Raw genomic sequence first — 23,189 nt, 5'->3', positions numbered from 1 at the left:
ATGATGCAAAGACTGTCGCTTTCGACCCTCCCGTCCCTGCCCGAGGCCGTCCGCCGGCCGGCCTACGATCCCCGGCGGACCACCACCGGCATCGTCCATCTCGGCGTCGGCGCGTTCCACCGCGCCCACCAGGCCGTCTATCTTGACGACATCCTGGCCACCGATCCGCAATGGGCGATCGCCGGCGCGTCGCTGCGCCGGGCCGACATGCGCGATGCGCTGGCGCCGCAGGACAATCTCTTCACCGTCGCCTTCCGCTCCGGCGAGGGCGCGCAGCTGCGGGTCATCGGGTCGCTGAAGGCGATCCATGTCGCGCCGCAGGACACCGAAGCCCTGCTGGCGCAGATGTGCGATCCGGCGGTGCGCATCGTGTCGCTGACCATCACCGAGAAGGGCTATTGCCACGACCCGGCGACCGGCGACCTCAATGCCGCCCATCCCGACATCGTTGCGGATCTGGCGAACCCGCGCGCGCCGACCACGGCGCCGGGTCTGATTGCCGAGGCGCTGCGACGCCGGCGCGCGGCGAACATCGTGCCCTTCACGGTGATGCCCTGCGACAATCTTCCGTCCAACGGCGAGACCACCCATCGCATCGTCTCGCAATATGCCGCCCTGATCCGCGGTGACCTCGCGCGCTTCGTCGAGAACGACGTCGCCTTCGCCGGCACCATGGTCGACCGCATCGTGCCGGCCACGAGTGACGGCGACATCGCCGAGATCACCGCGGCGCTGGGCGTCGAGGATGCCTGGCCGGTGGTCAGCGAACCCTTCGGCCAATGGGTGATCGAGGACCGCTTCCCGACCGGCCGGCCCGACTTCGCCGCCGTCGGCGCCGAGATGGTGTCCGATGTCGAGGGCCACGAGCGCATGAAGCTGCGCATGCTCAACGGCTCCCATTCGACGCTGGCCTATCTCGGCTATCTCGGCGGCTACCAGACGGTGGCGCAGGCGATGGCGGACCCGGCCTATGAGGCGCTGGTGCGCGGCCTGATGACCGAGGAGGTGATGCCGACGCTGCAAATGCCCGGCACCGATCTCGGCGGCTACCGCGAGGCGCTGCTGGCGCGCTTCCACAATCCGGCCCTGCAGCACCGCACCTGGCAGATCGCCATGGACGGCTCGCAGAAGCTGCCCCAGCGCCTGCTCGGCACGGTCCGCGATCGCATTGCCGCCGGGGCGCCCTTCGAGCGCTTGGCGCTCGGCGTTGCGGCCTGGATGCGCTACGTCACCGGCACCGACGAGGCCGGCGCGCCGATCGACGTCAGGGACCCGCTGGCCGACCGGCTGCGGACCATCGGCGAGGAGGCCGGCCGCGATCCGGAGCGGCTGGCCGCGGCCTATCTCGGCATCGGCGACGTCTTCGGCGCCGATCTGCGCGACCATCCCGAATTCCGGCGCGCCGTGACCGCGGCCCTCGCCGCATTGCTCACCGACGGCGCCGCGGCCACCGTGGCACGTACCGCCCATTCGCCCCGCTAGGCGCCTGCGCTTGAGGCACCGCAAGGAGACAGACCATGAGCACGATCGTTGAGACACCGGGCGACTGGACCCAGGTCGACGCCAGTACGCGGCGCCGGATCCTGACCCATTCGCCGGAGATGATGGTCGTCGAGGTGGAGTTCCAGCCGGGCGGCTGCGGCCCCGCCCATTCCCATCCGCATCTCCAGGCGACCTATGTCCGGCAGGGCGTCTTCGACTTCACCATCGCCGGCAGGACCCGGCGCGTGACCGCGGGCGACAGCCTCGTGGTCCCGTCCAACGCCGTGCATTCCTGCTTGTCGGCGACTGGCGGCACGCTGATCGACATCTTCACCCCGGCTCGCGAAGACTTCCTCTAAGCCGGCTAAGACACCACCGTTTCTGTCCCGTGCCGGGCTCGCGTCCGGGGCGACGGCGGAGCCATGTCCAGAACGGAGACATCCCATGACGATCGAGACACGACAGGCGATCGACCCGCGTCACGCCCGCACCTTCGACACCGCGCAACTGCGCGCCGAATTCCTGATCGAGCAGCCCTTCGTGCCGGGCGAGATCAACCTGGTCTACAGCCATTACGACCGGATGATCGTCGGCGGCGCCGTGCCGTCCGCCGGCGACCTCGTGCTCGACAGTGCCAAGGAGACCGGCACGCCCAGCTTTCTCGACCGCCGCGAGGCGGTGATCGTCAATATCGGCGAGACCGGCACGGTGCGCACCGGCAGCGGTAGCCATGAACTCAACCATCGCGACATGCTCTATGTCGGCCTTGGCGACGGCCCGCTGACCTTCTCCGGTGCGGCGGCGCGCTTCTACATCCTCAGCGCGCCGGCCCACCGCCATTTCGACACCAAGCTGGTGACCATCGATGCCGCCAAGCGCGTCGATCTCGGCGCCGCGGCCACCTCCAACGACCGCTCGATCTTCCAGTTCGTCCATCCCGACGTCATGGAGAGCTGCCAGCTCGTCGCCGGCATGACGACGCTGCACGGCGGCTCGGTCTGGAACACGATGCCGGCCCATGTCCACGACCGCCGCTCCGAGGCCTATCTGTATTTTGACCTGCCCGAGGATGCCCGCGTCTTCCACATGATGGGCGAGCCGTCCGAGACCCGGCACCTGGTGGTGAAGAACGAACAGGCGGTCCTGTCGCCGCCCTGGTCGATCCACAGCGGCGCGGGCACGGCGTCCTACACCTTCATCTGGGCGATGGCCGGCGACAATGTCGACTACAAGGACGTGGACATGGTGGAGATGGGAGACCTGCGATGAGCTCGGGCTTCGACCTGACCGGCAAGCGCGCCTTCGTCACCGGCGCCAATACCGGCATCGGCCAGGGCATCGCCGTGGCGCTGGCGGGGGCCGGCGCGACGGTCGCCTGCGCCGGGCGCTCGGCCATGACCGAGACGCTGGAGATGATCACGGCCGCCGGCGGCAGCGGCAGCGAACATCTCGCCGACCTGTCCGACAAGACGGCCGCCGTGGCGCTCTACGAGGCCGCGGCGCGTCAGGACGGCCCCTTCGACATCCTCGTCAACAATGCCGGCATCATCCGGCGGGCCGACGCGGTCGATTTCAGCGAGGCCGACTGGGACGACGTCCTCGACCTCAACCTGAAGACCGCCTTCTTCCTCTCCCAGGCCTTCGGCAAGGCGGCCATGGCCGACGACCGCCACGCGGCGATCGTCAACATCGCCTCCGTCCTGTCCTTCCAGGGCGGCATCCGGGTGGCGAGCTATACCGCCTCCAAGCACGGCATTTGCGGCCTGACCCGGCTGCTCGCCTGCGAATGGGCCGCGCGCAACGTCAACGTCAACGCCATCGCACCCGGCTACATCGTCAGCAACAACACCGAGGCGCTGCGCGAGGACCCGGACCGCTCCGCCGCGATCCTCGGGCGAATTCCGGCAGGGCGCTGGGGCGAAGCCTCCGACATCGGCGGCGCGGCGGTGTTCCTTGCCTCCGACGCCGCACGCTACGTGCACGGCGCCGTGCTGCCGGTGGATGGCGGCTGGCTGGCACGCTGACGCGCCGCGCCTGCCCGAAACGACAAAGGGCGGCGCCGACATGGCACCGCCCTTTCTTCATCACCTGACAGAGTGACTTACTTCGCCGGCTTGGCCGCATCGTCTTCGGCGCCGGGCATTGCCTCGGCCGGAGCCGTCTTGGGTACGGCAGCATTGTTATCCTGGCCGGCCGCACCGGTCTCGGCGGCGCAGCTCTCCGACGTCGCCTGCAGGAAGGCGAAGATTTCCTTCTGGTCCGGCTCGCCGACGCGGCCGTCGCCCAGCATGCGCTCGGCCACGGGCGGGGCCACGACGCTGGCGATCAGATAGTCGCGCTGCGGCGCCGACAGATCCTCCATCGCGGCCTCGCCGAGGCAGGTGCAGGCGGCCGGGCTCATCTGCTTCATCTGGACGCCGCAGAGACCGGCGATCATCTCGATCTGGTTGTCGTCCGACACCCGCGGCAGCTCGAACTTCTCGCCGACCTCGTTGCTCGGTGCGACAGGCGCGCGCTTTGCGTCCTCGTCGGTGACGGCAGAGCCACCCGGCGCACCGGACGCGGTCGCGTCGCTCGCCTCGCCACCCGAGGCGGCCGGTGCTTCGGGCGTTTCGGTCGCCGCCGGCTCGGTCGGCGTCGGCGCGCCGGCCGTCGATTCCACAGCCGGCTTCGCGTCGCTGCCCTCGGCCGTCGTCCCGTCCTGGGACTGGGCAAGGGCCGGCGCCGCCGTCAGTGCAAGGAAGGCGATGCCGGCAAGGGCGACGCGTGTCGTTCTGATCATGTAGTCCTCCGAATTTGGTCGTACCGGCCGTTCTGTCGGGCCGTTCAGCGGTGTCCCGTGGGACAAGCTAGGGCCTTTGACCCCGCCTGTCAGGATGGCGAATCGCCCCCTCCCCGGAGCGATCCGTCTCAGCCGATCCAGAAATAATAGCCGGCGAGAATCAGGCCGATGGCGATGACGAAGAGCCGCACCGCGATCTGCGGCACCCGCTTGGCTGCCCAGACGCCCGCGTAACCGCCCAAAGCCACGCCCGGTATCATGGCCAGCGCGCCGGGCCAGTCGACGACGCCGCCCGAGACGAAGACGATGATCGCGGTGATGGCGATGACGTTGGCGAGAAGGTTCTTGATGGCGTTCAGCCGGTGATAGTCGCCGCCCTCGGTCAGCCCCAGCGTCGCCAGCATCATGATGCCCATGCCGGCGCCGAAGAAGCCGCCATAGATCGAGGTGAAGAACTGGACGATCGGGCTGGCAAGATTGCGCCCCTCGGCCGCCGCGTCCTGGTGCTTCGGCTTCGGCTTCAGCCAGGGACCGGCCGCAAACAGCGCCGTCGCGCCGAGCAGCAGCCAGGGCACCACCGCCGAGAACTGCGCGTTGTTGAGGTAGAGCAGGAACAGCGCGCCGCCGAGCGAACCGATGGCCGAGACCACCGCCAGGACGAGGACGCCGCGCCACATCTTGGCGAAGTCCTTGCGATAGGCCAGCGTCGAGGTGATGTAGCCCGGCAACTGGGCGATCGACGACGTCGCGTTGGCCACGATCGACGGCACGCCGATCAGCGTCAGCGCCCCGAAGGAGATGAAGGTGCCGCCGCCGGCGACCGCATTGATGGCACCGGACACGAAGCCTGCGAGAAACAGGAGGGCAATGACGAGGACGGACATGCGAGAAGACCTTGGAGCGCCGGCCGCATGCCGGCATGGCGAGCGGTGGCCTGAAGCGGGAACGACGCGCGCGCGGCCGCGCGGCATCGTCACAAGGGCTTCGCACGATCCCCGCGGAGCGACAAGGCAGAGGCGACTTGCGCGGCTTCGCACACGGATCGGGACGGATTCCGACCGGTTCTTCGCTCGCAGCTAGTGACAAGCCGGCCAAAGCGTTGTATGGGCACCACCGATTTCCTCAGAATAACTTGACCGTCCCGGCGGCCATGTCGGCTGAGACAAACTCATCCGGCATGAAACGAATTGAGGCTATGCCATGAACATCATCTCTGAACTCGAGGCCGCCGAGGCCGAACGGATCAACGCGATCCGCACCATTCCCGAATTCTCCGCCGGCGACACGCTGCGGGTGAACGTCAAGGTGACCGAAGGCACGCGCACCCGTGTGCAGGCCTATGAAGGCGTCTGCATCGCGCGCTCGGGCGCCGGCATCCAGGAGAACTTCACCGTTCGCAAGATCTCCTATGGCGAGGGCGTCGAGCGCGTCTTCCCGGTGTATTCGCCGATGCTCGATTCGGTCGAGGTCGTGCGCCGCGGCAAGGTGCGTCGCGCCAAGCTGTATTACCTGCGCGATCGTCGCGGCAAGTCGGCCCGTATCGTCGAGGCCACCAACGTCCGTGCGCGCAAGCTGAACGACGAGGCCCGTCAGGTCGCCGTCGCCGAGCGCGACCGCGCCAAGGCCGAGAAGCAGGCTGCCAAGGACGCAGCCGCCGAGTAATCGGCAGCAGACAGTTTCATCAGAATTTCAAAGCGGCCTCCGGGCCGCTTTTTTTGTGCGCGGATTTGAAGGCAGGCGGTGCAACGTGGCGGGTCAGGCGCGGCCGCGGCCAAGCCCGTCGTCACGGTCGTCGCCACCCGGGTCCCAGCCCCATTGGACCCGCGCCCACAGGCGCTCATGCACGAGATAGACGCAGAAGCCGACGCCGCCGGAGGTGACGGCCAGGATGCCGCCCGATGTCAGTGATCCGGTGAAGAGATAGCCAAGGGCCGACATGGTCACCAGACCGAGCCCTTGCCAGGAGGCGGCTTTGGTCAGGCTGCGCATGCGGGTTTCCATGGCTGGGATCTCTCCTGTGCGGGCGGGGGCTGCGCGACGGGCAGCGTCGCCGGTTGTGATGGGCGGGACACGAACGGCTTCGAGCGAGGCTCCACCGTCCCTGCGGCCCCCTTTCCATAGCCGGCTCACACGGTCCGGGGTATTCCGTGAATTCTCATGGCTGAAGTCACGTTCGCAGATTTTATCCGCAAGACGTGATAATCTTCACGGATGATGGACAAGCGCCACCGCTCCCGGCTGTTTCGCGAACGCCTCGCCAGCGCAATGACCGCGACCGGCATGACCAAGAGCGCGCTTGCCCGGGCCAGCGGCGCCGACAGGTCCACCGTGTCGCTGCTGCTGTCGTCCGACGACGGCCGTCTGCCCAATGCCCAGTTCGCCGCCGAAGCGGCCTCGGCTCTCGGCGTCTCGTCCGACTGGCTGCTCGGCTTGACCGATCGACCGGAGCGGGCGGCCGAGATGCTGCAGGCCTCGATGCGGATCGAGGAAGCCGCGCGGGCGCCCTCCGACGAACTGATCTTCCGCTGGCACGAGGAAGCGCGCGGCTACAAGATCCGCCACGTGCCGGCGACCCTGCCCGACATGCTGAAATCGGAAGAGGTGCTGCGGTTCGAATATGGCGACTTCCTCGGCCGCACCTCCGACCAGGCGATTGCCGACATGCGCGACCGGCTGGACTATCTGCGGGCCCCCGACACCGACTACGAGATCGCCATGCCGATCGACGCGCTGGAGGGTTTTGCCGCGGGCGAAGGCTATTGGCGCGGCCTGCCGGCGGCCGAGCGCCGCGCCCAGCTCGAGCGTCTGCGGCAGCTGACCGAGGAGCTCTACCCGTCGCTCAGGCTCTATCTCTTCGATCGGAAGAAGGTGTTCTCGGCGCCCGTCACCGTGTTCGGCCCGCTGCAGGCGATCATCTATGTCGGGCAGTTCTACCTCGCCTTCCGCGAGCGGCGGCAGGTGCTGGAACTGACCCGCCACATTGACGGCCTGATCCGCGAATCGGAGTTCGAGGCCCGGCACACCCCGGCCTTCATCCGCAAGCTGGCCGTCCCGGACTGACGCGGGTCAGCCGTTGGCGGTCAGCTCCGAGGCGTTGGTGCGGTCATTGACCGTGCGCAACGTGTCCGCCGGCGCCGAACCCTTGCCCAGGACGCTGAACGAGCCGTCGGTCTCCAGCACCACCGCTTCCACATTGGCCATGGCGGCATGGCCGCTCGAGCGCATCGCGGCGATCACCTCGTCCTCGGTCACCCGCTCGTGGCGGAGAGCCGGCGCCAGAAACCGGCCACGGAAGAACAGCAGCGTCGGCTCGGCCTTGATCATGTCGCGAAACCGCGCCGAATAGAGCGATGCGCTGGCCACGCCGTATTGCAGCGCGCACAGGAGCAGGAATGCCACCAGCCCTTCTGTCAGGGTCACGTCCTTGCTGAGGAGCACCGTGGCCAGCGTCGAACCGAGCGCCACCGTCACCACCAGGTCGAAGGCGTTCATCTTCGACAGGGTGCGCTTGCCGGTGATCCGCAGCAGGAAGACGAGGCCGGCATAGGCCAGCGCCCCGACGATCACGATGCGGAAAAGGTCGTACCAACTGTCGAAGAACATGATCGCTCGGCTTTGTCCGGGTTCGGTTCTGGCAGCGGGGATCGCGGAGCGTCCCGACATGCCGCTTGCAAGAGCCAATCGCCGAAGCGCGCGACGGTTCCCGCCGCCATTGCAGGAAAGCGCAGGCGCCGGCATCGCGCCCCGATTGTCACCTGCCGTCGCAATCGCTATTTTGTGCCCATGCATCGGATCCGGGACATGAAGGCGCGTCGACGCCTGCCGACCAGCGAGGGCTTCGCCAAGCTCTCCGACCACGCGCGGCTGCCGGGACGTTTCTTCTATCGCCTGTTCGCCGCCGACGGCCTCTAGGCGCCAGGATGCGAGGGCCGCGAGCCCCCCGCCCATCGTTTTATCCATGCACAGACCGGCCGGAGCGTAACGCCCGCCGGAGAAGGACCGACCCATGAGCCAGGCCAAACCGCGCACCCTCTACGACAAGATCTGGGACGAGCATCTCGTCGCCCAGCAGGAGGACGGCTCCTGCCTCCTCTATATCGACCGCCATCTCGTCCACGAGGTCACCAGCCCGCAGGCCTTCGAGGGCCTGCGCCTGACCGACCGCAAGGTCCGCCAGCCCGAGCGCACCCTCGCCGTCGTCGACCACAACGTGCCGACGACCGCCGATCGGGTGAACGGCATCAAGAACGAGGAAAGCCGCATCCAGGTCGAGGCGCTGGCCAGGAACGCCGCCGATTTCGGCATCGAATATTACGACGCCGCCGATCGCCGCCAGGGCATCGTCCACATCATCGGCCCCGAGCAGGGCTTCACCCTGCCCGGCATGACCATCGTGTGCGGTGACAGCCACACCTCGACCCATGGCGCCTTCGGCGCGCTCGCCCACGGCATCGGCACCTCCGAGGTCGAGCACGTGCTCGCCACCCAGACGCTGATCCAGTCCAAGGCGAAGAACATGCTCGTCCAGGTCGACGGCGCGCTGCCGGAGGGCGTGACGTCGAAGGACATCATCCTCGCCATCATCGGCCAGATCGGCACCGCCGGCGGCACCGGCCATGTCATCGAATATGCCGGCGAGGCGATCCGCCGCCTGTCGATGGAAGGCCGCATGACCATCTGCAACATGTCGGTCGAGGCCGGCGCCCGGGCCGGCCTGATCGCGCCCGACGAGACCACCTATCGCTACATCGAGGGCCGTCCGCGCGCCCCCAAGGGCGAAGCCTTCCAGATGGCCGTCGACTACTGGCGCAGCCTCGCCTCCGACGAGGGCGCCCATTACGACAAGATCGTGCATCTGGACGCGGCGAACCTGCCGCCGATCGTCTCCTGGGGCTCCTCGCCCGAGGACGTCGTCTCGATCGACGGCGTCGTGCCGGATCCGGCCGCCATCGAGAACGAGAACAAGCGCAAGTCCAAGGAGCGCGCGCTGGAATATATGGGCCTGACGCCGGGCACGAAGATGACCGACATCAAGGTCGACAAGATCTTCATCGGCTCCTGCACCAACGGTCGCATCGAGGATCTGCGGGAAGCCGCCAAGGTCGTCGAGGGTCGCCGCATCGCCGAGGGCGTGTCGGGCATGATCGTGCCGGGCTCGGGCCTGGTGAAGGCGCAGGCCGAGGAAGAAGGCCTCGACGTCATCTTCAAGGATGCCGGCTTCGAATGGCGCGAGGCGGGCTGCTCCATGTGCCTCGGCATGAACGAGGACCGGCTCGAGGCCGGCGAGCGCTGCGCTTCGACCTCGAACCGCAATTTCGAGGGCCGGCAGGGCTACAAGGGGCGGACCCACCTGGTCTCCCCGTCCATGGCGGCGGCCGCCGGCATCGCCGGTCACTTCGTCGACATCCGCGACTGGCGCTAGGCACGAGCCGCGTCGCCGCCGAGCGGCGGCGCATCGCCTTCGATCACAGACCTGCAAGGGGCGGCACTGGCGACGGGCCGCCCCTTTCGCGTGTATCCGACCCTGCGTCACAGGCTTGACGCCCGCCGCGTTCCGGTCGACACAGACCGGATGGAAATTCCGGCCCCCGATATCGACATTGAGCGCCTGCGGCTGGGCGATGCGCGCGATCTGGCGCCGCTGATCTCGGCCTATAACCAGTCGCTGTTTCGCGGGCCGCCGGGCGCGCCCGACACTTACTATGCCGAGCAATTGCTGCAGGACCGCACCGCCGAGGTGCTGGGCGCGCGGCTGAACGGCCGGCTCGTCGCCTTCGTGATCTTCTACGATCTGCCGGATGTGTGGACCGGCATGCGCTCCGGCCTTGCCGATCACATCTATGTCGACCACCAGCATCGCCGGAAGGGCATCGCCAAGGCGATGATCGATCTCCTCGCCGAGGAAGCCGACGGTCGCGGCTGGTCGAAGCTGGTGCTGCACGCCCCGCGCACGCCGGGCACCGGACGCGGCCTCTACGAGAAGGTCGCCGATCCGGCCGACTGGGCGAGCTACGTCATCCGCTTCCGCGACCGCGATCCGTCCGAGCGCTGATTCGCCGCGCGCATCGGCTCTAGCGGCGACCCGCCCGTCGCGCGCCTTCTTGCCGCGCCTAATCGATTAAGCCGAACCGCCCCCAGCGATCCCACGCCCAAAGGGTTGCTTTCGCAATTGCGATAAGCCTTTTAGAAGCGTTCCGATCGCTGTAGGGGAAGGGCAACCCGGCCCCCGCGCACAGCGCCTGGCCAATGCGAGGACAAGAAGGCACCCATGTCCGACCTCAAGACTGCGCGGCCGCTGTCGCCGCATCTTTCGATCTACCGATTCCGCCCGACCATGGCGATGTCGATCCTGCACCGCATCACCGGTTCGGCGCTCTATGTCGGCACGCTGCTCTTCGTCTGGTGGCTGGTCGCCGCCGCGAGCGGCCCGGAGGCCTTCTCCTACGCCTCGGCCTTCTTCGGCTCGATCATCGGCCGGATCATCCTGTTCGGCTACACCTGGGCGCTGCTCCACCACATGTTCGGCGGCATCCGCCATCTGATCTGGGACACCGGCATCGGGCTCAGCAAGGAGACGTCGACGAAGCTGGCCCAGGCCACCCTCGTCGCCTCGCTTGCGCTGACGCTGATCCTGTGGGTCGGCATCGTGGTCTTCGGCTGAGGGATATTTCCATGACTGAGATGAGAACCTCGCTTCGCCGCGTCCGCGGCCTCGGCTCCGCCCATGAGGGCACCGGCCATTTCTGGCAGCAGCGCCTGTCGGCGATCTCCAATCTGGTGCTGATCACCGGCTTCGTGATCCTGCTGATCGTCCTGCACGACCAGCCCTATGCCGAGGTCCGCGCGGCCCTCGCGCATCCGCTGGTGGGACTGCTGGTCGCACTGACCGTGATCTCCTTCACCTACCATATGCGTCTCGGCATGCAGGTGATCATCGAGGACTACATTCACGGCACGACCAAGCTGCCGCTGCTGATCCTCAACAATTTCTTCGCCATCGCCATCGCCGTCGCGAGCCTGTTCGCGATCGCCCGGATGAGCTTCGGAGTCTGACCATGGCCACGAACGGCACCAACGCAAACGGCCAGCCGCACCGCACGGCGCCGTCCCAGAACGGCAAGGCCTACGAATTCACCGACCACACCTTCGACGTGGTCGTGGTGGGCGCCGGCGGCGCCGGCCTGCGCGCCACCCTCGGCGCGGCCCAGGCCGGCCTGAAGACCGCCTGCATCACCAAGGTCTTCCCGACCCGCTCGCATACGGTCGCGGCCCAGGGCGGCGTCGCCGCCTCGCTCGGCAACATGGGCAAGGACGACTGGCGCTGGCACATGTACGACACCGTCAAGGGGTCGGACTGGCTGGGCGACCAGGACGCCATCGAATATCTGGTCCGCAACGCGCCGGCCGCCGTCTACGAGTTGGAGCATTTCGGCGTGCCCTTCTCGCGCACCGAGGATGGCCGCATCTACCAGCGCCCCTTCGGCGGCATGACCACCGAATTCGGCCAGGGCCCGGCCGCGCAGCGCACATGCGCCGCCGCCGACCGCACCGGCCATGCCATCCTGCACACGCTCTATGGCCAGTCGCTGCGGCACTCCTCCGAGTTCTTCATCGAGTATTTCGCCATCGATCTGATCATGGACGAAGAGGGTGTGTGCCGCGGCGTCGTGGCGCTCTGCCTCGATGACGGCACCATTCACCGCTTCCGCGCCAAGAAGACGATCCTGGCCACCGGCGGCTACGGCCGCGCCTATTTCTCCGCCACCTCGGCCCATACCTGCACCGGCGACGGCGGCGGCATGGTGCTGCGCGCCGGCCTGCCCTTGCAGGACATGGAATTTGTGCAGTTCCACCCGACCGGCATCTACGGCGCCGGCTGCCTGATCACCGAGGGCTCGCGCGGCGAAGGCGGCTATCTGACCAATTCCGAGGGCGAGCGCTTCATGGAGCGCTATGCCCCCTCGGCCAAGGATCTGGCCTCGCGCGACGTCGTCTCGCGCTCGATGACCATGGAGATCCGCGAGGGCCGCGGCGTCGGCAAGAACAAGGACCACATCCACCTGCACCTCGATCATCTCGATCCGGCGGTGCTGGCCGAGCGGCTTCCGGGCATTTCGGAATCGGCGCGGATCTTTGCCGGTGTCGACGTCACCAAGGAGCCGATCCCGGTGCTGCCGACCGTCCACTACAACATGGGCGGCATCCCGACGAACTTCCACGGCGAGGTCCTGACCAAGAAGGACGGCAATGCCGATACGGTCGTGCCGGGCCTGATGGCCGTCGGCGAGGCCGGCTGCGTGTCGGTCCACGGCGCCAACCGCCTCGGCTCCAACTCGCTGATCGATCTGGTCGTCTTCGGCCGGGCCGCCGGCCTTCGCTGCGCCGAGACCGTCAGCGCGTCGGAAGAGCAGCCCGACCTGCCGGCCGGCGCCGGCGACAACGCGCTCGCCCGCCTCGACCGCTTCCGCTACGCCAATGGCGCGACGCCGACGGCGGAACTGCGCGCCGACATGCAGAACACCATGCAGTCCAACTGCGCCGTGTTCCGCACCGGCGAGATCCTCGACGAAGGCCACACCAAGATCCACGAGGTCTGGAAGGCGTCGGACGATATCCGCGTCACCGACCGCTCGCTGATCTGGAACACCGACCTGATCGAGACGCTGGAATACGACAATCTCATCGCCCAGGCGGTGGTGACGATGGATTCGGCGCGCAACCGCACCGAGTCGCGCGGCGCCCATGCCCGCGAGGATTTCCCCGATCGCGACGACGCCAACTGGATGAAGCACACCCTGTCCTTCTGCGACACGGTCGCCAAGACCGTCACGCTCGAGGATCGGCCGGTGCACACCTACACGCTGTCGAATCAGATCGACTACATCGAGCCGAAGAAGCGGGTCTACTAGGACCCGTCGGCGGGCTTCGGTCCGCCGGCTTTCGCCTCGACTAGCGGGACTTGCCCGGCAAAAGGTCGGGCCGCCGTTCGCGGGTCAGCCGCTCGGCCTCGGCGTGGCGCCAGCGCGCCACCGCCCCATGATCGCCCGAGGTCAGCACCGGCGGGATCGTCCGGCCTTCCCATTCGGCCGGCCGGGTATAGTGCGGATGCTCCAGCAGCCCGCCCTCGAAGCTCTCCGCATCGCCCGACACCGCATTGCCCATGACGCCCGGCAGAAGCCGCACCACCGCGTCGAGCAGCACCAGCGCGCCGACCTCGCCGCCCGACAGGATGTAGTCGCCGATCGATATCTCCTCGAGGCCGCGTCCCGCGATCACCCGCTCGTCGACGCCTTCGAAGCGGCCACAGACGATCACCGCCCCCTCGCCCGCCGCCAGTTCGCGGACCCGTTCCTGGGTCAGCGGCCGGCCGCGCGGGCTCATCAGGATGCGCGGCCGGGTGTCGGCCTCCGGCGCGGCGTGGTCGAGCGCGGCCGCCACCACGTCGCTGCGCATGACCATGCCCGCGCCCCCGCCCGACGGCGTGTCGTCCACCATGCGATGCCGGCCGACGCCGAAGTCGCGGATCTGCACCGTCTCCAGCGAGAAGTCCCCGCGCTCCAGCGCGCGGCCCGCCAGCGATACGCCGAGCGGGCCGGGAAACATCTCCGGATAGAGCGTCAGGATGGAGGCGCGGAAGCTCATGGGCGGATCAGCCGAGCGGCTGGACGGCGCCGGCTTCGATGATCTTCAGGTCGCGGTGCAGCACCTCGACCGAAGCCAGCGCGGCGCGCCAGGCGGCAACATGGTCGGACTTGGCGTGCCGCTCCAGGTCCTCGCGGGTCTCCCATTCCTCGTAGACGCGCAGAAGGCCGGGCTCGACCATGTCCTCGGCGAAGGAATAGACGATGCAGCCCTGCTCCTCGCGGGTCGCGGCGATGACAGCGCGGGCCGCCTCGCGCACGCGGTCGAGATCGGCCGGGTCGAGACGCTGGATGCCGGAAACGATGATCATGTGTGTCCTCCCTCGAAAAAGCGGCAGCCGGCCCCCTCGCCGGCGTGCCTACCGGCAGGTGGTTACGCAATCGGACCGTGCGAGTAAACTGCGCGCCGGGGCGGCCGTCCTAGCCGGCGTCGCGATCGGCGCCGCCTTGGGCCTCTCCGCCGTCCTCCGGCTCGTCGTCGGGCGTCGCCAGTCCGGCCGGGCCCGGCTCGACCACCATCAGCCGCCGCTCCGCGTCGATCACCGGGATCGCCGCCTCGGAGAAGGGGATCATCAGGGTCTGCCCCTTGGTCGGGCGGATTTCGACGATGTCGCCGGCGTTGAAATCGTGGAAGGCGATGACCGTGCCGACGGTCTCGCCCGCGACGGTCTCGACCGTGTAGCCGACGAGGTCCTCCAGATAGAACTCGTCATCGTCCTCCGGCTCGGGCAGCACCGAACGATCGACGAACAGTTCGCGCCCGTTCAGCCGTTCGGCGTGGTTGCGGTCGGCGACCTCCTTGAAGCGGACCACGACGACGTTCTTGGCGACCCGCGCCGACAGGACCGTGTAGCGATTGCCCGAGGCGTCGACGAGCGGCCCGTAGGCGCCGAGATCGGTCGGGTCGGCGGTGAAGGAGCGCACGCGGCACTCGCCCTTGATGCCCTGGGCCCCGCCGACGACGCCGAGGAGGACGGGGTTTTCAAGTTTGCCGGTCTCAGACATGGGCGATCTCGCCATGGGACGGATCGCGCTGTGCGCTCGGGACCGCTTGCTGCATCGGGAACGACTCATTCATTCGGGGGTGGGACGCGGCGGCGACAATAGCCCGCCCCGCCCGCCTTGGCGACAGCGGGCATGCACCAGGGGCGTGACACCCGCCTCAGTTCATCAGCGACTGCCCGTCGCGGCGGCGATCGCGCTTCTCGTCGGCATAGTGCTTGCGCTTGGCCTCGTACATGCGGGCGTCGGCGCGCTTGACCGTCGCCTCCAGCCGCTCGCCGGCCTCGGCCGTCGCCACGCCCAGCGAGAAGGACAGCTCCGCGCCGGTGTAGAACTGGTTGTTGACCTCGACCAGCTCGACGATGTTCTGGGCCATCTGCAGGCCGTCCTCCTCGCTGCTGGCCGGCATCATCACCACGAATTCATCGCCGCCGATCCTCGCCACGTGGCAGGGCTCGCGCACCGCCTCGTTCAGCACCTCGCCGGCCCGGCGCAGCAGCGCGTCGCCGGCCGCGTGGCCCATCACATCGTTGACCGTCTTCAGGCCATTGAGGTCGGCAACGATGATCGTCACCGGCGTCGGGCCCTTGCGCTCCAGCCGGTTCAGCTCGTCGACGAAGAACGAGCGGTTGTAGAGCTTGGTCAGGATGTCGTGCTTGCCGAGATATTCCAGATAGGCCTCGGCCTTCTTGCGGGCGGTGATGTCGGTCAGGGCGACCTGCACCAGCGACCAGTCGCTCTCGCGCCCGGGAAACACCGAGAACTGCATGTGGACATGGAGCTGGTCGCCGCTGAGGCTGTAATTGACCACCTCGCGCTGCTGGAACAGCTTGCCCTCCCACAGATCGACCAGCTGCTCGCGGAAATGCTGCTCCATGGCGTCGCGGAACACCTCGCCCAGCCGGCTGAACAGATCGTCGCGGCTCTCCGCGCCGAACAGCTGCAGCGTGTGCTCGTTCACATCGATGACGCGGATCTCGGACAGGCACCGGCTGACGAAGTCGGGATGGACGTCGACGAAGGTCCGGAAATCGGTGATGCCGCGCTCCCGGACATCGTCGATCAGCGCCTTCACCTCGGAGAAATCCTCGACCCAGAGGGAAACGGGCGAATATTCGAACAGGCCGCGGGCAAAGCTTTCGCTGACCGCCAGTTCCCGGCGCTGGTCCTCGCGCTCGGTGACGTCCTCGGTGGAAATCAGCAGCCGTTCCCAGTCGCCCTCATGGCCGGGCAGAAGCCGCGCCTTGAGCTGCACGTCGAGGCGCTTGCCGGTCAGCGTGTAGTTGACCGCATAGCTTTCGAACTCGGTCCGCCCCTCCCAGAGCTGGATCAGCTCTTCCTTGTGGCTGTCGAGCATGTCGCCCGAAAAGACCTTGTCGAGATTGTCGCAGATGCTCTGGAAATTGTCCGCCTCGAACAGATCGAGGGTGCACTGGTTCACGGCGATCAGCCGGATCCGCTGTGCCGCGGCGGCGACGCGCGACGGATCGGCGTCGAGATGCTCGCGGATCGAGATGATTCCCGCGGCGCGCCATTCCTCGAACAGCGCCTTCACCCCGCTGTAATCCTCGATCCACAGCGGCACGGGGGCCAGATCGAAGATCGCGGTCTCGGCCCAGCCATCGGGGCCGTTTCCGAGGCCATCGGCCGGGTCCAGTCTTGCATCGGGCATGTGAAGCAGTATCCCTCCTGAGGACGACCGCTCCCGGAACATTCCGATGCCGTCCCTGCTCAAACGGCGCCCAGAGGCGCCGTTTGCACAAGGATGATGCTACGCCAAGCTTACTTGACGCTTTACTCGGCGGAAGCGGCTTCCTCGGCCGGAGCCTCTTCGGCCGGCGCGTTCTTGGCGGCCTCGGCCTCGGCTGCGGCGGCCGCGGCGTCTTCCTCACGCTGCTTGCGCTCGGCCTCGCGCTCCTGGGCCTTCTTGCCCGGCAGGCCCTTGGTCGGGTTGGCGCGGGTCGGACGGCTCATGATGCCGGCCTGATCGAGGAAGCGCAGGACGCGGTCGGTCGGCTGTGCGCCCTCGGCGAGCCAATGCTTGATCCGCTCCTCGTTCAGCGTGACGCGCTGGGCGTCCTTCGGCAGCATCGGGTTCCACGAGCCGAGCTGCTCGACGAAGCGGCCGTCGCGCGGCGAGCGGGCGTCGGCAACGACGACGTGGTAGTAGGGCCGCTTCTTGGAGCCGGCACGGGCGAGGCGCATCTTCAGGGGCATGGGTCTTGTCCTTTGGTTCGAGATCGGCGGCGCGCCGATCGGTTCGATAGTGCGTGTTCAGGTCGTTCGGTCGGGCCGGATGGCCGTCACTTCTTCTTTGCCGGCAGTCCCGGCAGCCCCGGGAAACCGCCGCCGGGCATGCCGCCCGGTCCGCCGATGCCGGGGGGAAGTCCCTTGGGAAGGCCGGGCATGCCGCCGCTCTGCGCGGCCTTGGCCATGGCTTCCAGTTCCTTGGGGTCCATCTTCGACAGGTCGGGCATGCCGCCGGGCATTCCGCCCATGCCGCCGAGGCCCATCTTGCCGGCCAGGCCGCCCATCATCTTGCCCATCATGCCGCCCTTGCCCTTGCCCATGGACTTCATCATGTCGGCCATCTGGCGGTGCATCTTGAGCAGCTTGTTGATCTCGGCGGACGAGGTACCCGAGCCGGCGGCAATGCGCTTCTTGCGGCTGTGCTTGAGGATGTCGGGATTGCCCCGTTCCTTGGCGGTCATCGAGGAGATGATGGCGAGCTGCCGCTTCAGCATCTTGTCGTCGAGGCCGGCGGCGGACATCTGGTCCTTCATCTTCCCCATGCCGGGCATCAGGCCCATCATGCCGCCCATGCCGCCCATCTTCTGCATCTGGCCGATCTGATCGGCGAGGTCGTTCAGGTCGAACTTCCCCGACTGCATCTTCTTGGCCATCGCCGCGGCCTTTTCCGCGTCGATGTTCTCGGCGGCCTTCTCGACGAGGCTGACGATGTCGCCCATGCCGAGAATGCGGTCGGCGATGCGCGAGGGATGGAAATCCTCCAGCGCATCCATCTTCTCGCCGGTACCGATCAGCTTGATCGGCTTGCCGGTGACGGCGCGCATGGACAGCGCCGCACCGCCGCGGCCGTCGCCGTCGACGCGGGTCAGGACGATGCCGGTGATGCCGACGCGCTCGTCGAAGGAGCGGGCGAGATTCACCGCGTCCTGGCCGGTCAGGGAATCGGCGACGAGCAGGATCTCGTGGGGCTCGGTCGTCCGCTTGATGTCGGCCATCTCGACCATCAGCGGCTCGTCGATATGGGTCCGGCCGGCGGTATCGAGAATGACGAGGTCGTAGCCGCCGAGCTTGGCCGCCTGCTTGGCGCGGGCGGCGATCTCCACCGGGCCCTGGCCGGCGATGATCGGCAGGGTGGCGACGCCGGTCTGCTCGCCGAGGACGCGCAGCTGCTCCTGGGCCGCCGGACGCCGCGTATCGAGCGAGGCCATCAGCACCTTCTTGCGCTGACGCTCGGTGAGACGCTTGGCGAGCTTGCCGGTGGTCGTCGTCTTGCCCGAGCCCTGCAGGCCGACCATCATCAGGACGACCGGCGCCGGCGCGTTGAGGTCGATGGCGACCTGCTCGCTGCCGAGCGTGGCGATCAGCTCGTCATGGACGATCTTGACGACCATCTGGCCGGGCCTGATCGACTTCAGGATTTCCGCGCCGACGGCCTTGGCGCGCACGCGGTCGGTGAAGTCCCGGACCACTTCCAGCGCGACGTCGGCCTCCAGCAGCGCCCGACGGACCTCGCGCAGCGCAGCCGCCACATCCTTGTCGGACAGGGCGCCGCGGCCGGTGAGGCCGTTCAGGATGGACCCGAGGCGGTCCTGGAGTGAATCGAACATGCGTGCTTCCTTCCCGGCCTTCCGAACAGAGCCGGAAGGTGGTTCGCTTCGATCCGAACTGCAAACCCGCCTGCGCTCAAGCCACTGCCGGATGGGCAATGCTCAAAGCAGGATCGCATCCGCGGGCGAAACTCGCTGGCGGATGTTGACCTCCGTGCGGCTCTTGCGAGAGGGGCACGGTCGGCGGGTCGCGGACAGATGTCGCGGATTTGGGTCTGCAGAAACACCGACCGGCCGCCAATGTCAAGTTTCGCGGCCCCTGCGGAACGTCGGGACGATCGAAGCCGGCCCTGCGGCGGACCCTCAGGCGGTGCCGCTCATCCGATCATCGCCGGCCGGAGCGACGACGCCACCGTCACTCGCCCGCCTGTCGATAGCCGGGCACGGAACGAATGCCCCCCTGCGGCATTCTGTGGCGGAACGACGCATGGCGATCCTCGCCGTTGCCGATCCTCCTGCGAGGCTTCGGCCGGGACCGACGCGTAGCCCGGCAGCCCTTGGCTGCCCTTTGTTGGAAGTGGAGTCCCCCTGTGAGCGACCTTCGTGAACCAGAACGCGAGCGCACCGTCATCGTCAACAACGACCGCGGCGGAAACGGCGGCGGCGGTGGTAGCTGGCTGATCGCCGGTATCCTGATCGTCGTGGTCGTGATCGGCGCCTTCTTCATCTTCGGCGACGGCCTGCTCGGCGGCGGCGCCGGCGGTGGTGCCGACACCAATGTCTCGATCGACACGCCGGACGTGAATGTCGAGGCCCCGGATGTCGGCGGTGGCGGCGACGCACCGGCTCCGGCCAACTGATCCAGTTCCACCGGCGGCCGGGCGATCGGCCGCCGGTTTTCGTTCAGGGCCGGTCGACCGGCGCGCCACGGCCCTCCTGCTGCGCTCGCCGTGCGCCGAAGACGCAGCGTCCTCGTCGCAGGGCTTGAACATCGCGGCGTACCGGCGCATTCGGAGAGCCTCACGCTTCACGGAAGGCCGCCTGAATGGACACGCAGACCCCGGATTCGGACATCTCGCAGACGCTCAGCCCGCTGTTCACCCCGCTCGACCTCGGTGCATTGCGGCTGGAAAACCGCATCATCATCGCGCCCATGTGCCAGTATTCCGCCGATGACGGATCGGCCACCGACTGGCACATGATGCATCTCGGCCAGCTCGCCATGTCCGGCGCCGGCCTGCTGATCCTCGAAGCCACGGCCGTCTCCCCCGAAGCCCGCATCACCCACAAGGATCTCGGGCTCTATTCCGATTACAACGAGGCAGCGCTCGCCCGCGTCCTCGATGCGATCGCCGTCCATTCCCAGATGCCCGTCGCCATCCAGCTCGGCCATGCCGGCCGCAAGGCGTCGAGCGCCGAACCCTGGGCCGGCGGCCAGCAGATCGCCCCGACCGATCCGACCGGCTGGCAGTGCGTCGCGCCCTCCGCCCTTCCCCATTCACCCGGTGAAGTGGCGCCGACCGCCCTCGACGCTGAAGGCTTGCAGAAGATCAAGGACGACTTCGTCGCCACCGCCCTGCGCGCCGTGCGCCTCGGCATCGTCGGCATCGAGCTGCATTCGGCGCATGGCTATCTCCTGCACCAGTTCTTGTCCCCGATCTCGAACCGGCGCGACGACGAATATGGCGGCAGCGTCGAGAACCGCATGCGCTTCCCGCTCGAGGTCTTCGACGCGGTCAAGGCGGCCGTGCCGGCCGACATCCCGGTCTGGGTCCGCCTGTCGGCCAGCGACTGGGTCGAGGGCGGCTGGGACATCGAGGGCTCGATCGCCTATTCGAAGGCGCTGGAGGCGCGCGGCGCGGCAGCGATCCATGTCTCCTCCGGCGGCGTCTCGCCCGACCAGAAGATCCCGCTCGGACCCGGCTACCAGGTGCATTTCGCCGAGGCCGTGAAGGCCGCGGTGTCGATCCCGGTGATCGGCGTCGGCCTGATCACCGAGGCGCGCCAGGCCGAGACCATCATCGCCGAGAACAAGGCCGATGCCATCGCCATCGCCCGCGCCATTCTCTACGAGCCGCACTGGCCGTGGCATGCGGCGGCCGAGCTCGGCGCCTCGGTGCGCGCGCCCAAGCAGTACTGGCGTTCCCAGCCGCGCGAGTTCAAGGCGCTGTTCAAGGACGCCGCCTTCGGCCAGCGCTGATCGCGCGATCCTTTCAATCGCGCCGCGCATCGGCCATATAACCGGCATGACCGACAGCGCCGCACGAGATACGGATTTGAGCGTGGCCTTTGCCCGGATGAACGGGCTGGGCAACGAGATCGTCGTCGCCGATCTTCGCGGATCGGCGACGCGGATTTCGGCCGCGGCCGCACGCGCCCTCGCCGAGGACCCGGCCACCCGCTTCGACCAGATCATGGCGATCCACGATCCGCGGCTCGACGGCACCGACGCCTATGTGCGGATCATCAACCGCGACGGCTCGGAGGCCGAGGCCTGCGGCAACGGCACGCGCTGCGTGGTGCAGGCACTCGCCGCCGAGACCGGCCGCCGCGACTTCACCTTCGAGACCCGCGCCGGCATCCTGACCGCCTTTGAACGCGACGACGGGCTGATCGCCGTCGACATGGGCCGGCCACGCTTCGGCTGGTCCGAGATTCCCCTGTCGGAGGAGTTCAGCGACACAAGGGCGATCGAGCTGCAGATCGGGCCCATCGACGCGCCGATCCTGCATTCGCCCTCGGTCGCCTCCATGGGCAATCCGCACGCCATCTTCTGGGTCGACCGGGACGTGTGGAGCTACGAACTCGACCGCTTCGGCCCGGTGCTGGAGAACCATCCGCTGTTTCCCGAGCGCGCCAACATCTCGATCGCGCAGGTGACGGGGCCGGACGCCCTCACCCTGCGGACCTGGGAACGCGGCGTCGGCCTGACCCGCGCTTGCGGCTCGGCCGCCTGCGCCGCCGCCGTCTCGGCGACCCGCACCCGGCGCACCGGCCGCATCGTCACGGTGACCGTGCCCGGCGGCGACCTTCTGATCGACTGGCGCGACGACGACCACGTCATCATGACCGGGCCGGCCGAATGGAACTGGTCCGGCCGCCTCGATCCCGCGACCGGCGCCTATCTGCGCGACGAGACGGCGACGCACGAGCCGGCCTGATGGGTGTCGAGATCGTCTCCTTCGGCTGCCGGCTCAACACCTACGAGGCCGAGATCATGAAGCGCGAGGCCGTGGCGGCCGGCCTCGACGCCGATCCGCGCGGCGCCATCGTCTTCAACACCTGCGCCGTCACTTCGGAAGCCGTGCGCCAGGCCCGCAAGCAGATCCGCCGGGCCCGCCGCGAGAATCCCGATGCGCGGATCGTCGTCACGGGCTGCGCCGCCCAGACCGAGCCCGGCCGCTTTGCCGAGATGGGCGAGGTCGACGCCGTCCTCGGCAATGACGAGAAGCTGACGGCCCGCGCCTATCGCGCCCTGCCCGATTTCGGCGTCGCCGCCGAGGAGAAGGTCCGCGTCAACGACATCATGAGCGTCACCGAGACCGCCGGCCACATGGTCGACGCGATCGAGGGCCGTGCCCGCGCCATCGTCCAGGTGCAGAATGGCTGCGACCATCGCTGCACCTTCTGCATCATCCCCTTCGGGCGCGGCAATTCCCGCTCGGTGCCGATGGGCGCGGCGGTCGACCAGGTGAAGCGGCTTGTCGCCGCCGGCTACAATGAAGTGGTGCTGTCGGGCGTCGACATGACCTCCTGGGGGGCGGACCTGCCCGGCGCGCCGAAGCTCGGCCAGCTTGTCCAGGCAATCCTCAGACACGTGCCGGACCTTGCCCGCCTGCGGCTGTCATCCATTGATTCCGTCGAGGCCGACCCGGCGCTGATCGAGGCGATCGGCTCCGAGACCCGGCTGATGCCGCATCTGCACCTGTCGCTGCAGGCCGGCGACGACATGATCCTGAAGCGCATGAAGCGGCGCCATTCGCGCGACGACGCCATCCGCTTCTGCACCGACATCCGCGCCGCGCGGCCCGACATCGTCTACGGCGCCGACATCATCGCCGGCTTTCCCACCGAGACCGACGCGATGTTCGAGAACTCCATGAAGCTCGTCGAGGATTGCGGCCTGACGCATCTTCACGTGTTTCCGTTCTCGCCGCGCGAGGGCACGCCGGCCGCCCGCATGCCGCAATTGCCGCGCGACATCGTCAAGGACCGGGCGACGGCCCTGCGCGCCCGTGGCGAAACCGCCCATCGCGCCCATCTGGCCAGCCTCGTCGGCACGCGGCAATCGGTGCTGGTGGAGCGCAACCAGCGCGGCCGCTGCGCCGATTTTACCCTGTGCGAGATCGAGGAGGGCCTCCCCGGCTCCATCCTCGACGCTATCATTGTGGGCGAACGCGGTGGCAGACTGGTCGCCCGCCCCGATATCCTTCGTTCCGGCCCGGCCGGAACATCCTCCGACCATCTGAGAGAACTGACGTAAGC

At 68.1% G+C, this 23,189-nt stretch carries 25 protein-coding genes; 15 read left to right on the top strand and 10 right to left on the bottom strand.

Annotated features, from left to right (window positions below; all coding sequences use genetic code 11):
- The 4 genes from N7I30_RS08490 (at position 1) to kduD (ending at position 3,506) form a co-directional block, all read left to right on the top strand.
- Positions 1 to 1,482, top strand: coding sequence for a mannitol dehydrogenase family protein (locus N7I30_RS08490; RefSeq protein WP_498638088.1), 1,482 nt, complete (start codon positions 1 to 3; stop codon positions 1,480 to 1,482).
- A gap of 35 nt (positions 1,483 to 1,517) precedes the next feature.
- The gene (locus N7I30_RS08485; protein WP_370196192.1) at positions 1,518 to 1,841 is read left to right on the top strand and encodes a cupin domain-containing protein; all 324 of its coding nucleotides are present in this window, start codon (positions 1,518 to 1,520) and stop codon (positions 1,839 to 1,841) included.
- A gap of 85 nt (positions 1,842 to 1,926) precedes the next feature.
- Positions 1,927 to 2,751 (top strand): 5-dehydro-4-deoxy-D-glucuronate isomerase, encoded by an 825-nt coding sequence (gene kduI / locus N7I30_RS08480; RefSeq protein WP_498638085.1) that lies wholly within the window; start codon positions 1,927 to 1,929, stop codon positions 2,749 to 2,751.
- On the top strand, positions 2,748 to 3,506 hold the full coding sequence (gene kduD, locus N7I30_RS08475; RefSeq protein WP_187391644.1) for a 2-dehydro-3-deoxy-D-gluconate 5-dehydrogenase KduD: 759 nt from the start codon (positions 2,748 to 2,750) through the stop codon (positions 3,504 to 3,506). The genes kduI and kduD overlap by 4 nt, the downstream gene beginning before the upstream one ends.
- A 77-nt stretch (positions 3,507 to 3,583) precedes the next feature.
- On the opposite strand, the gene N7I30_RS08470 is transcribed toward kduD, so the two are convergent.
- Both N7I30_RS08470 and N7I30_RS08465 read right to left on the bottom strand, forming a co-directional pair.
- Positions 3,584 to 4,264 carry a hypothetical protein gene (locus N7I30_RS08470; protein WP_498638082.1) on the bottom strand — a complete coding sequence of 227 codons (681 nt, stop codon included), beginning with the start codon at positions 4,262 to 4,264 and terminating at the stop codon, positions 3,584 to 3,586.
- A 128-nt stretch (positions 4,265 to 4,392) separates the two neighbouring features.
- Positions 4,393 to 5,148: a sulfite exporter TauE/SafE family protein gene (locus N7I30_RS08465; RefSeq protein WP_475364097.1), complete on the bottom strand. Its 756-nt coding sequence runs from the start codon at positions 5,146 to 5,148 to the stop codon at positions 4,393 to 4,395.
- 316 nt (positions 5,149 to 5,464) lie between these two features.
- Here N7I30_RS08465 and rplS point away from each other — a divergent pair, with 316 nt between their 5' ends.
- A complete protein-coding gene (gene rplS, locus N7I30_RS08460) occupies positions 5,465 to 5,926 on the top strand; it encodes a 50S ribosomal protein L19 (RefSeq protein WP_024351854.1) in 462 nt (153 codons plus the stop codon).
- Positions 5,927 to 6,019: 93 nt separating this feature from the next.
- On the opposite strand, the gene N7I30_RS08455 is transcribed toward rplS, so the two are convergent.
- Positions 6,020 to 6,265 (bottom strand): DUF2061 domain-containing protein, encoded by a 246-nt coding sequence (locus N7I30_RS08455; RefSeq protein ID WP_498638080.1) that lies wholly within the window; start codon positions 6,263 to 6,265, stop codon positions 6,020 to 6,022.
- A gap of 210 nt (positions 6,266 to 6,475) precedes the next feature.
- Here N7I30_RS08455 and N7I30_RS08450 point away from each other — a divergent pair, with 210 nt between their 5' ends.
- Complete coding sequence (locus N7I30_RS08450) at positions 6,476 to 7,324, top strand: transcriptional regulator (protein WP_188076456.1); 849 nt, start codon at positions 6,476 to 6,478, stop codon at positions 7,322 to 7,324.
- Between the two features lie 6 nt (positions 7,325 to 7,330).
- On the opposite strand, the gene N7I30_RS08445 is transcribed toward N7I30_RS08450, so the two are convergent.
- Positions 7,331 to 7,867 carry a DUF421 domain-containing protein gene (locus N7I30_RS08445; RefSeq protein ID WP_475364098.1) on the bottom strand — a complete coding sequence of 179 codons (537 nt, stop codon included), beginning with the start codon at positions 7,865 to 7,867 and terminating at the stop codon, positions 7,331 to 7,333.
- 403 nt (positions 7,868 to 8,270) lie between these two features.
- Here N7I30_RS08445 and leuC point away from each other — a divergent pair, with 403 nt between their 5' ends.
- The 5 genes from leuC (at position 8,271) to sdhA (ending at position 13,173) form a co-directional block, all read left to right on the top strand.
- The gene (gene leuC, locus N7I30_RS08440) at positions 8,271 to 9,686 is read left to right on the top strand and encodes a 3-isopropylmalate dehydratase large subunit (RefSeq protein ID WP_498638077.1); all 1,416 of its coding nucleotides are present in this window, start codon (positions 8,271 to 8,273) and stop codon (positions 9,684 to 9,686) included.
- A gap of 150 nt (positions 9,687 to 9,836) precedes the next feature.
- On the top strand, positions 9,837 to 10,316 hold the full coding sequence (locus N7I30_RS08435; RefSeq protein ID WP_024351858.1) for a GNAT family N-acetyltransferase: 480 nt from the start codon (positions 9,837 to 9,839) through the stop codon (positions 10,314 to 10,316).
- 216 nt (positions 10,317 to 10,532) lie between these two features.
- The gene (gene sdhC / locus N7I30_RS08430; protein WP_024351859.1) at positions 10,533 to 10,925 is read left to right on the top strand and encodes a succinate dehydrogenase, cytochrome b556 subunit; all 393 of its coding nucleotides are present in this window, start codon (positions 10,533 to 10,535) and stop codon (positions 10,923 to 10,925) included.
- An 11-nt stretch (positions 10,926 to 10,936) separates the two neighbouring features.
- Complete coding sequence (sdhD, locus tag N7I30_RS08425; RefSeq protein ID WP_024351860.1) at positions 10,937 to 11,317, top strand: succinate dehydrogenase, hydrophobic membrane anchor protein; 381 nt, start codon at positions 10,937 to 10,939, stop codon at positions 11,315 to 11,317.
- Between the two features lie 2 nt (positions 11,318 to 11,319).
- The gene (gene sdhA / locus N7I30_RS08420; protein ID WP_187391637.1) at positions 11,320 to 13,173 is read left to right on the top strand and encodes a succinate dehydrogenase flavoprotein subunit; all 1,854 of its coding nucleotides are present in this window, start codon (positions 11,320 to 11,322) and stop codon (positions 13,171 to 13,173) included.
- A 40-nt stretch (positions 13,174 to 13,213) separates the two neighbouring features.
- On the opposite strand, the gene trmD is transcribed toward sdhA, so the two are convergent.
- The 6 genes from trmD to ffh all read right to left on the bottom strand — a co-directional run bounded on the left by trmD (position 13,214) and on the right by ffh (position 18,764).
- Positions 13,214 to 13,906, bottom strand: coding sequence for a tRNA (guanosine(37)-N1)-methyltransferase TrmD (gene trmD, locus N7I30_RS08415; RefSeq protein WP_187391636.1), 693 nt, complete (start codon positions 13,904 to 13,906; stop codon positions 13,214 to 13,216).
- Positions 13,907 to 13,913: 7 nt separating this feature from the next.
- Positions 13,914 to 14,216 carry a putative quinol monooxygenase gene (locus N7I30_RS08410; RefSeq protein ID WP_024351863.1) on the bottom strand — a complete coding sequence of 101 codons (303 nt, stop codon included), beginning with the start codon at positions 14,214 to 14,216 and terminating at the stop codon, positions 13,914 to 13,916.
- 109 nt (positions 14,217 to 14,325) lie between these two features.
- Positions 14,326 to 14,910: a ribosome maturation factor RimM gene (rimM, locus tag N7I30_RS08405; protein ID WP_187391635.1), complete on the bottom strand. Its 585-nt coding sequence runs from the start codon at positions 14,908 to 14,910 to the stop codon at positions 14,326 to 14,328.
- Between the two features lie 157 nt (positions 14,911 to 15,067).
- Positions 15,068 to 16,579 carry a sensor domain-containing diguanylate cyclase gene (locus N7I30_RS08400; protein WP_498638072.1) on the bottom strand — a complete coding sequence of 504 codons (1,512 nt, stop codon included), beginning with the start codon at positions 16,577 to 16,579 and terminating at the stop codon, positions 15,068 to 15,070.
- A 122-nt stretch (positions 16,580 to 16,701) separates the two neighbouring features.
- Complete coding sequence (rpsP, locus tag N7I30_RS08395; RefSeq protein ID WP_187391633.1) at positions 16,702 to 17,124, bottom strand: 30S ribosomal protein S16; 423 nt, start codon at positions 17,122 to 17,124, stop codon at positions 16,702 to 16,704.
- 86 nt (positions 17,125 to 17,210) lie between these two features.
- The gene (gene ffh, locus N7I30_RS08390) at positions 17,211 to 18,764 is read right to left on the bottom strand and encodes a signal recognition particle protein (RefSeq protein ID WP_009207925.1); all 1,554 of its coding nucleotides are present in this window, start codon (positions 18,762 to 18,764) and stop codon (positions 17,211 to 17,213) included.
- A 530-nt stretch (positions 18,765 to 19,294) separates the two neighbouring features.
- On the opposite strand from ffh, the gene N7I30_RS08385 reads away from it, so the two are divergent.
- The 4 genes from N7I30_RS08385 (at position 19,295) to mtaB (ending at position 23,187) form a co-directional block, all read left to right on the top strand.
- On the top strand, positions 19,295 to 19,564 hold the full coding sequence (locus tag N7I30_RS08385; RefSeq protein WP_498638069.1) for a hypothetical protein: 270 nt from the start codon (positions 19,295 to 19,297) through the stop codon (positions 19,562 to 19,564).
- Positions 19,565 to 19,749: 185 nt separating this feature from the next.
- Positions 19,750 to 20,904, top strand: a complete 1,155-nt coding sequence (locus N7I30_RS08380; protein WP_498638067.1) for an NADH:flavin oxidoreductase/NADH oxidase — start codon at positions 19,750 to 19,752, stop codon at positions 20,902 to 20,904.
- Positions 20,905 to 20,950: 46 nt separating this feature from the next.
- Positions 20,951 to 21,865, top strand: a complete 915-nt coding sequence (gene dapF / locus N7I30_RS08375; RefSeq protein ID WP_498638065.1) for a diaminopimelate epimerase — start codon at positions 20,951 to 20,953, stop codon at positions 21,863 to 21,865.
- Positions 21,865 to 23,187: a tRNA (N(6)-L-threonylcarbamoyladenosine(37)-C(2))-methylthiotransferase MtaB gene (gene mtaB, locus N7I30_RS08370; RefSeq protein ID WP_498638063.1), complete on the top strand. Its 1,323-nt coding sequence runs from the start codon at positions 21,865 to 21,867 to the stop codon at positions 23,185 to 23,187. Before dapF ends, mtaB begins: the two co-directional genes overlap by 1 nt.
- Positions 23,188 to 23,189: the final 2 nt, after the last annotated feature.

It is taken from the genome of Aurantimonas litoralis, assembly GCF_026153195.1.
In the GTDB taxonomy this organism is placed as follows: domain Bacteria; phylum Pseudomonadota; class Alphaproteobacteria; order Rhizobiales; family Rhizobiaceae; genus Aurantimonas; species Aurantimonas coralicida.
This window is presented reverse-complemented; position numbering and strand designations above follow the sequence as displayed.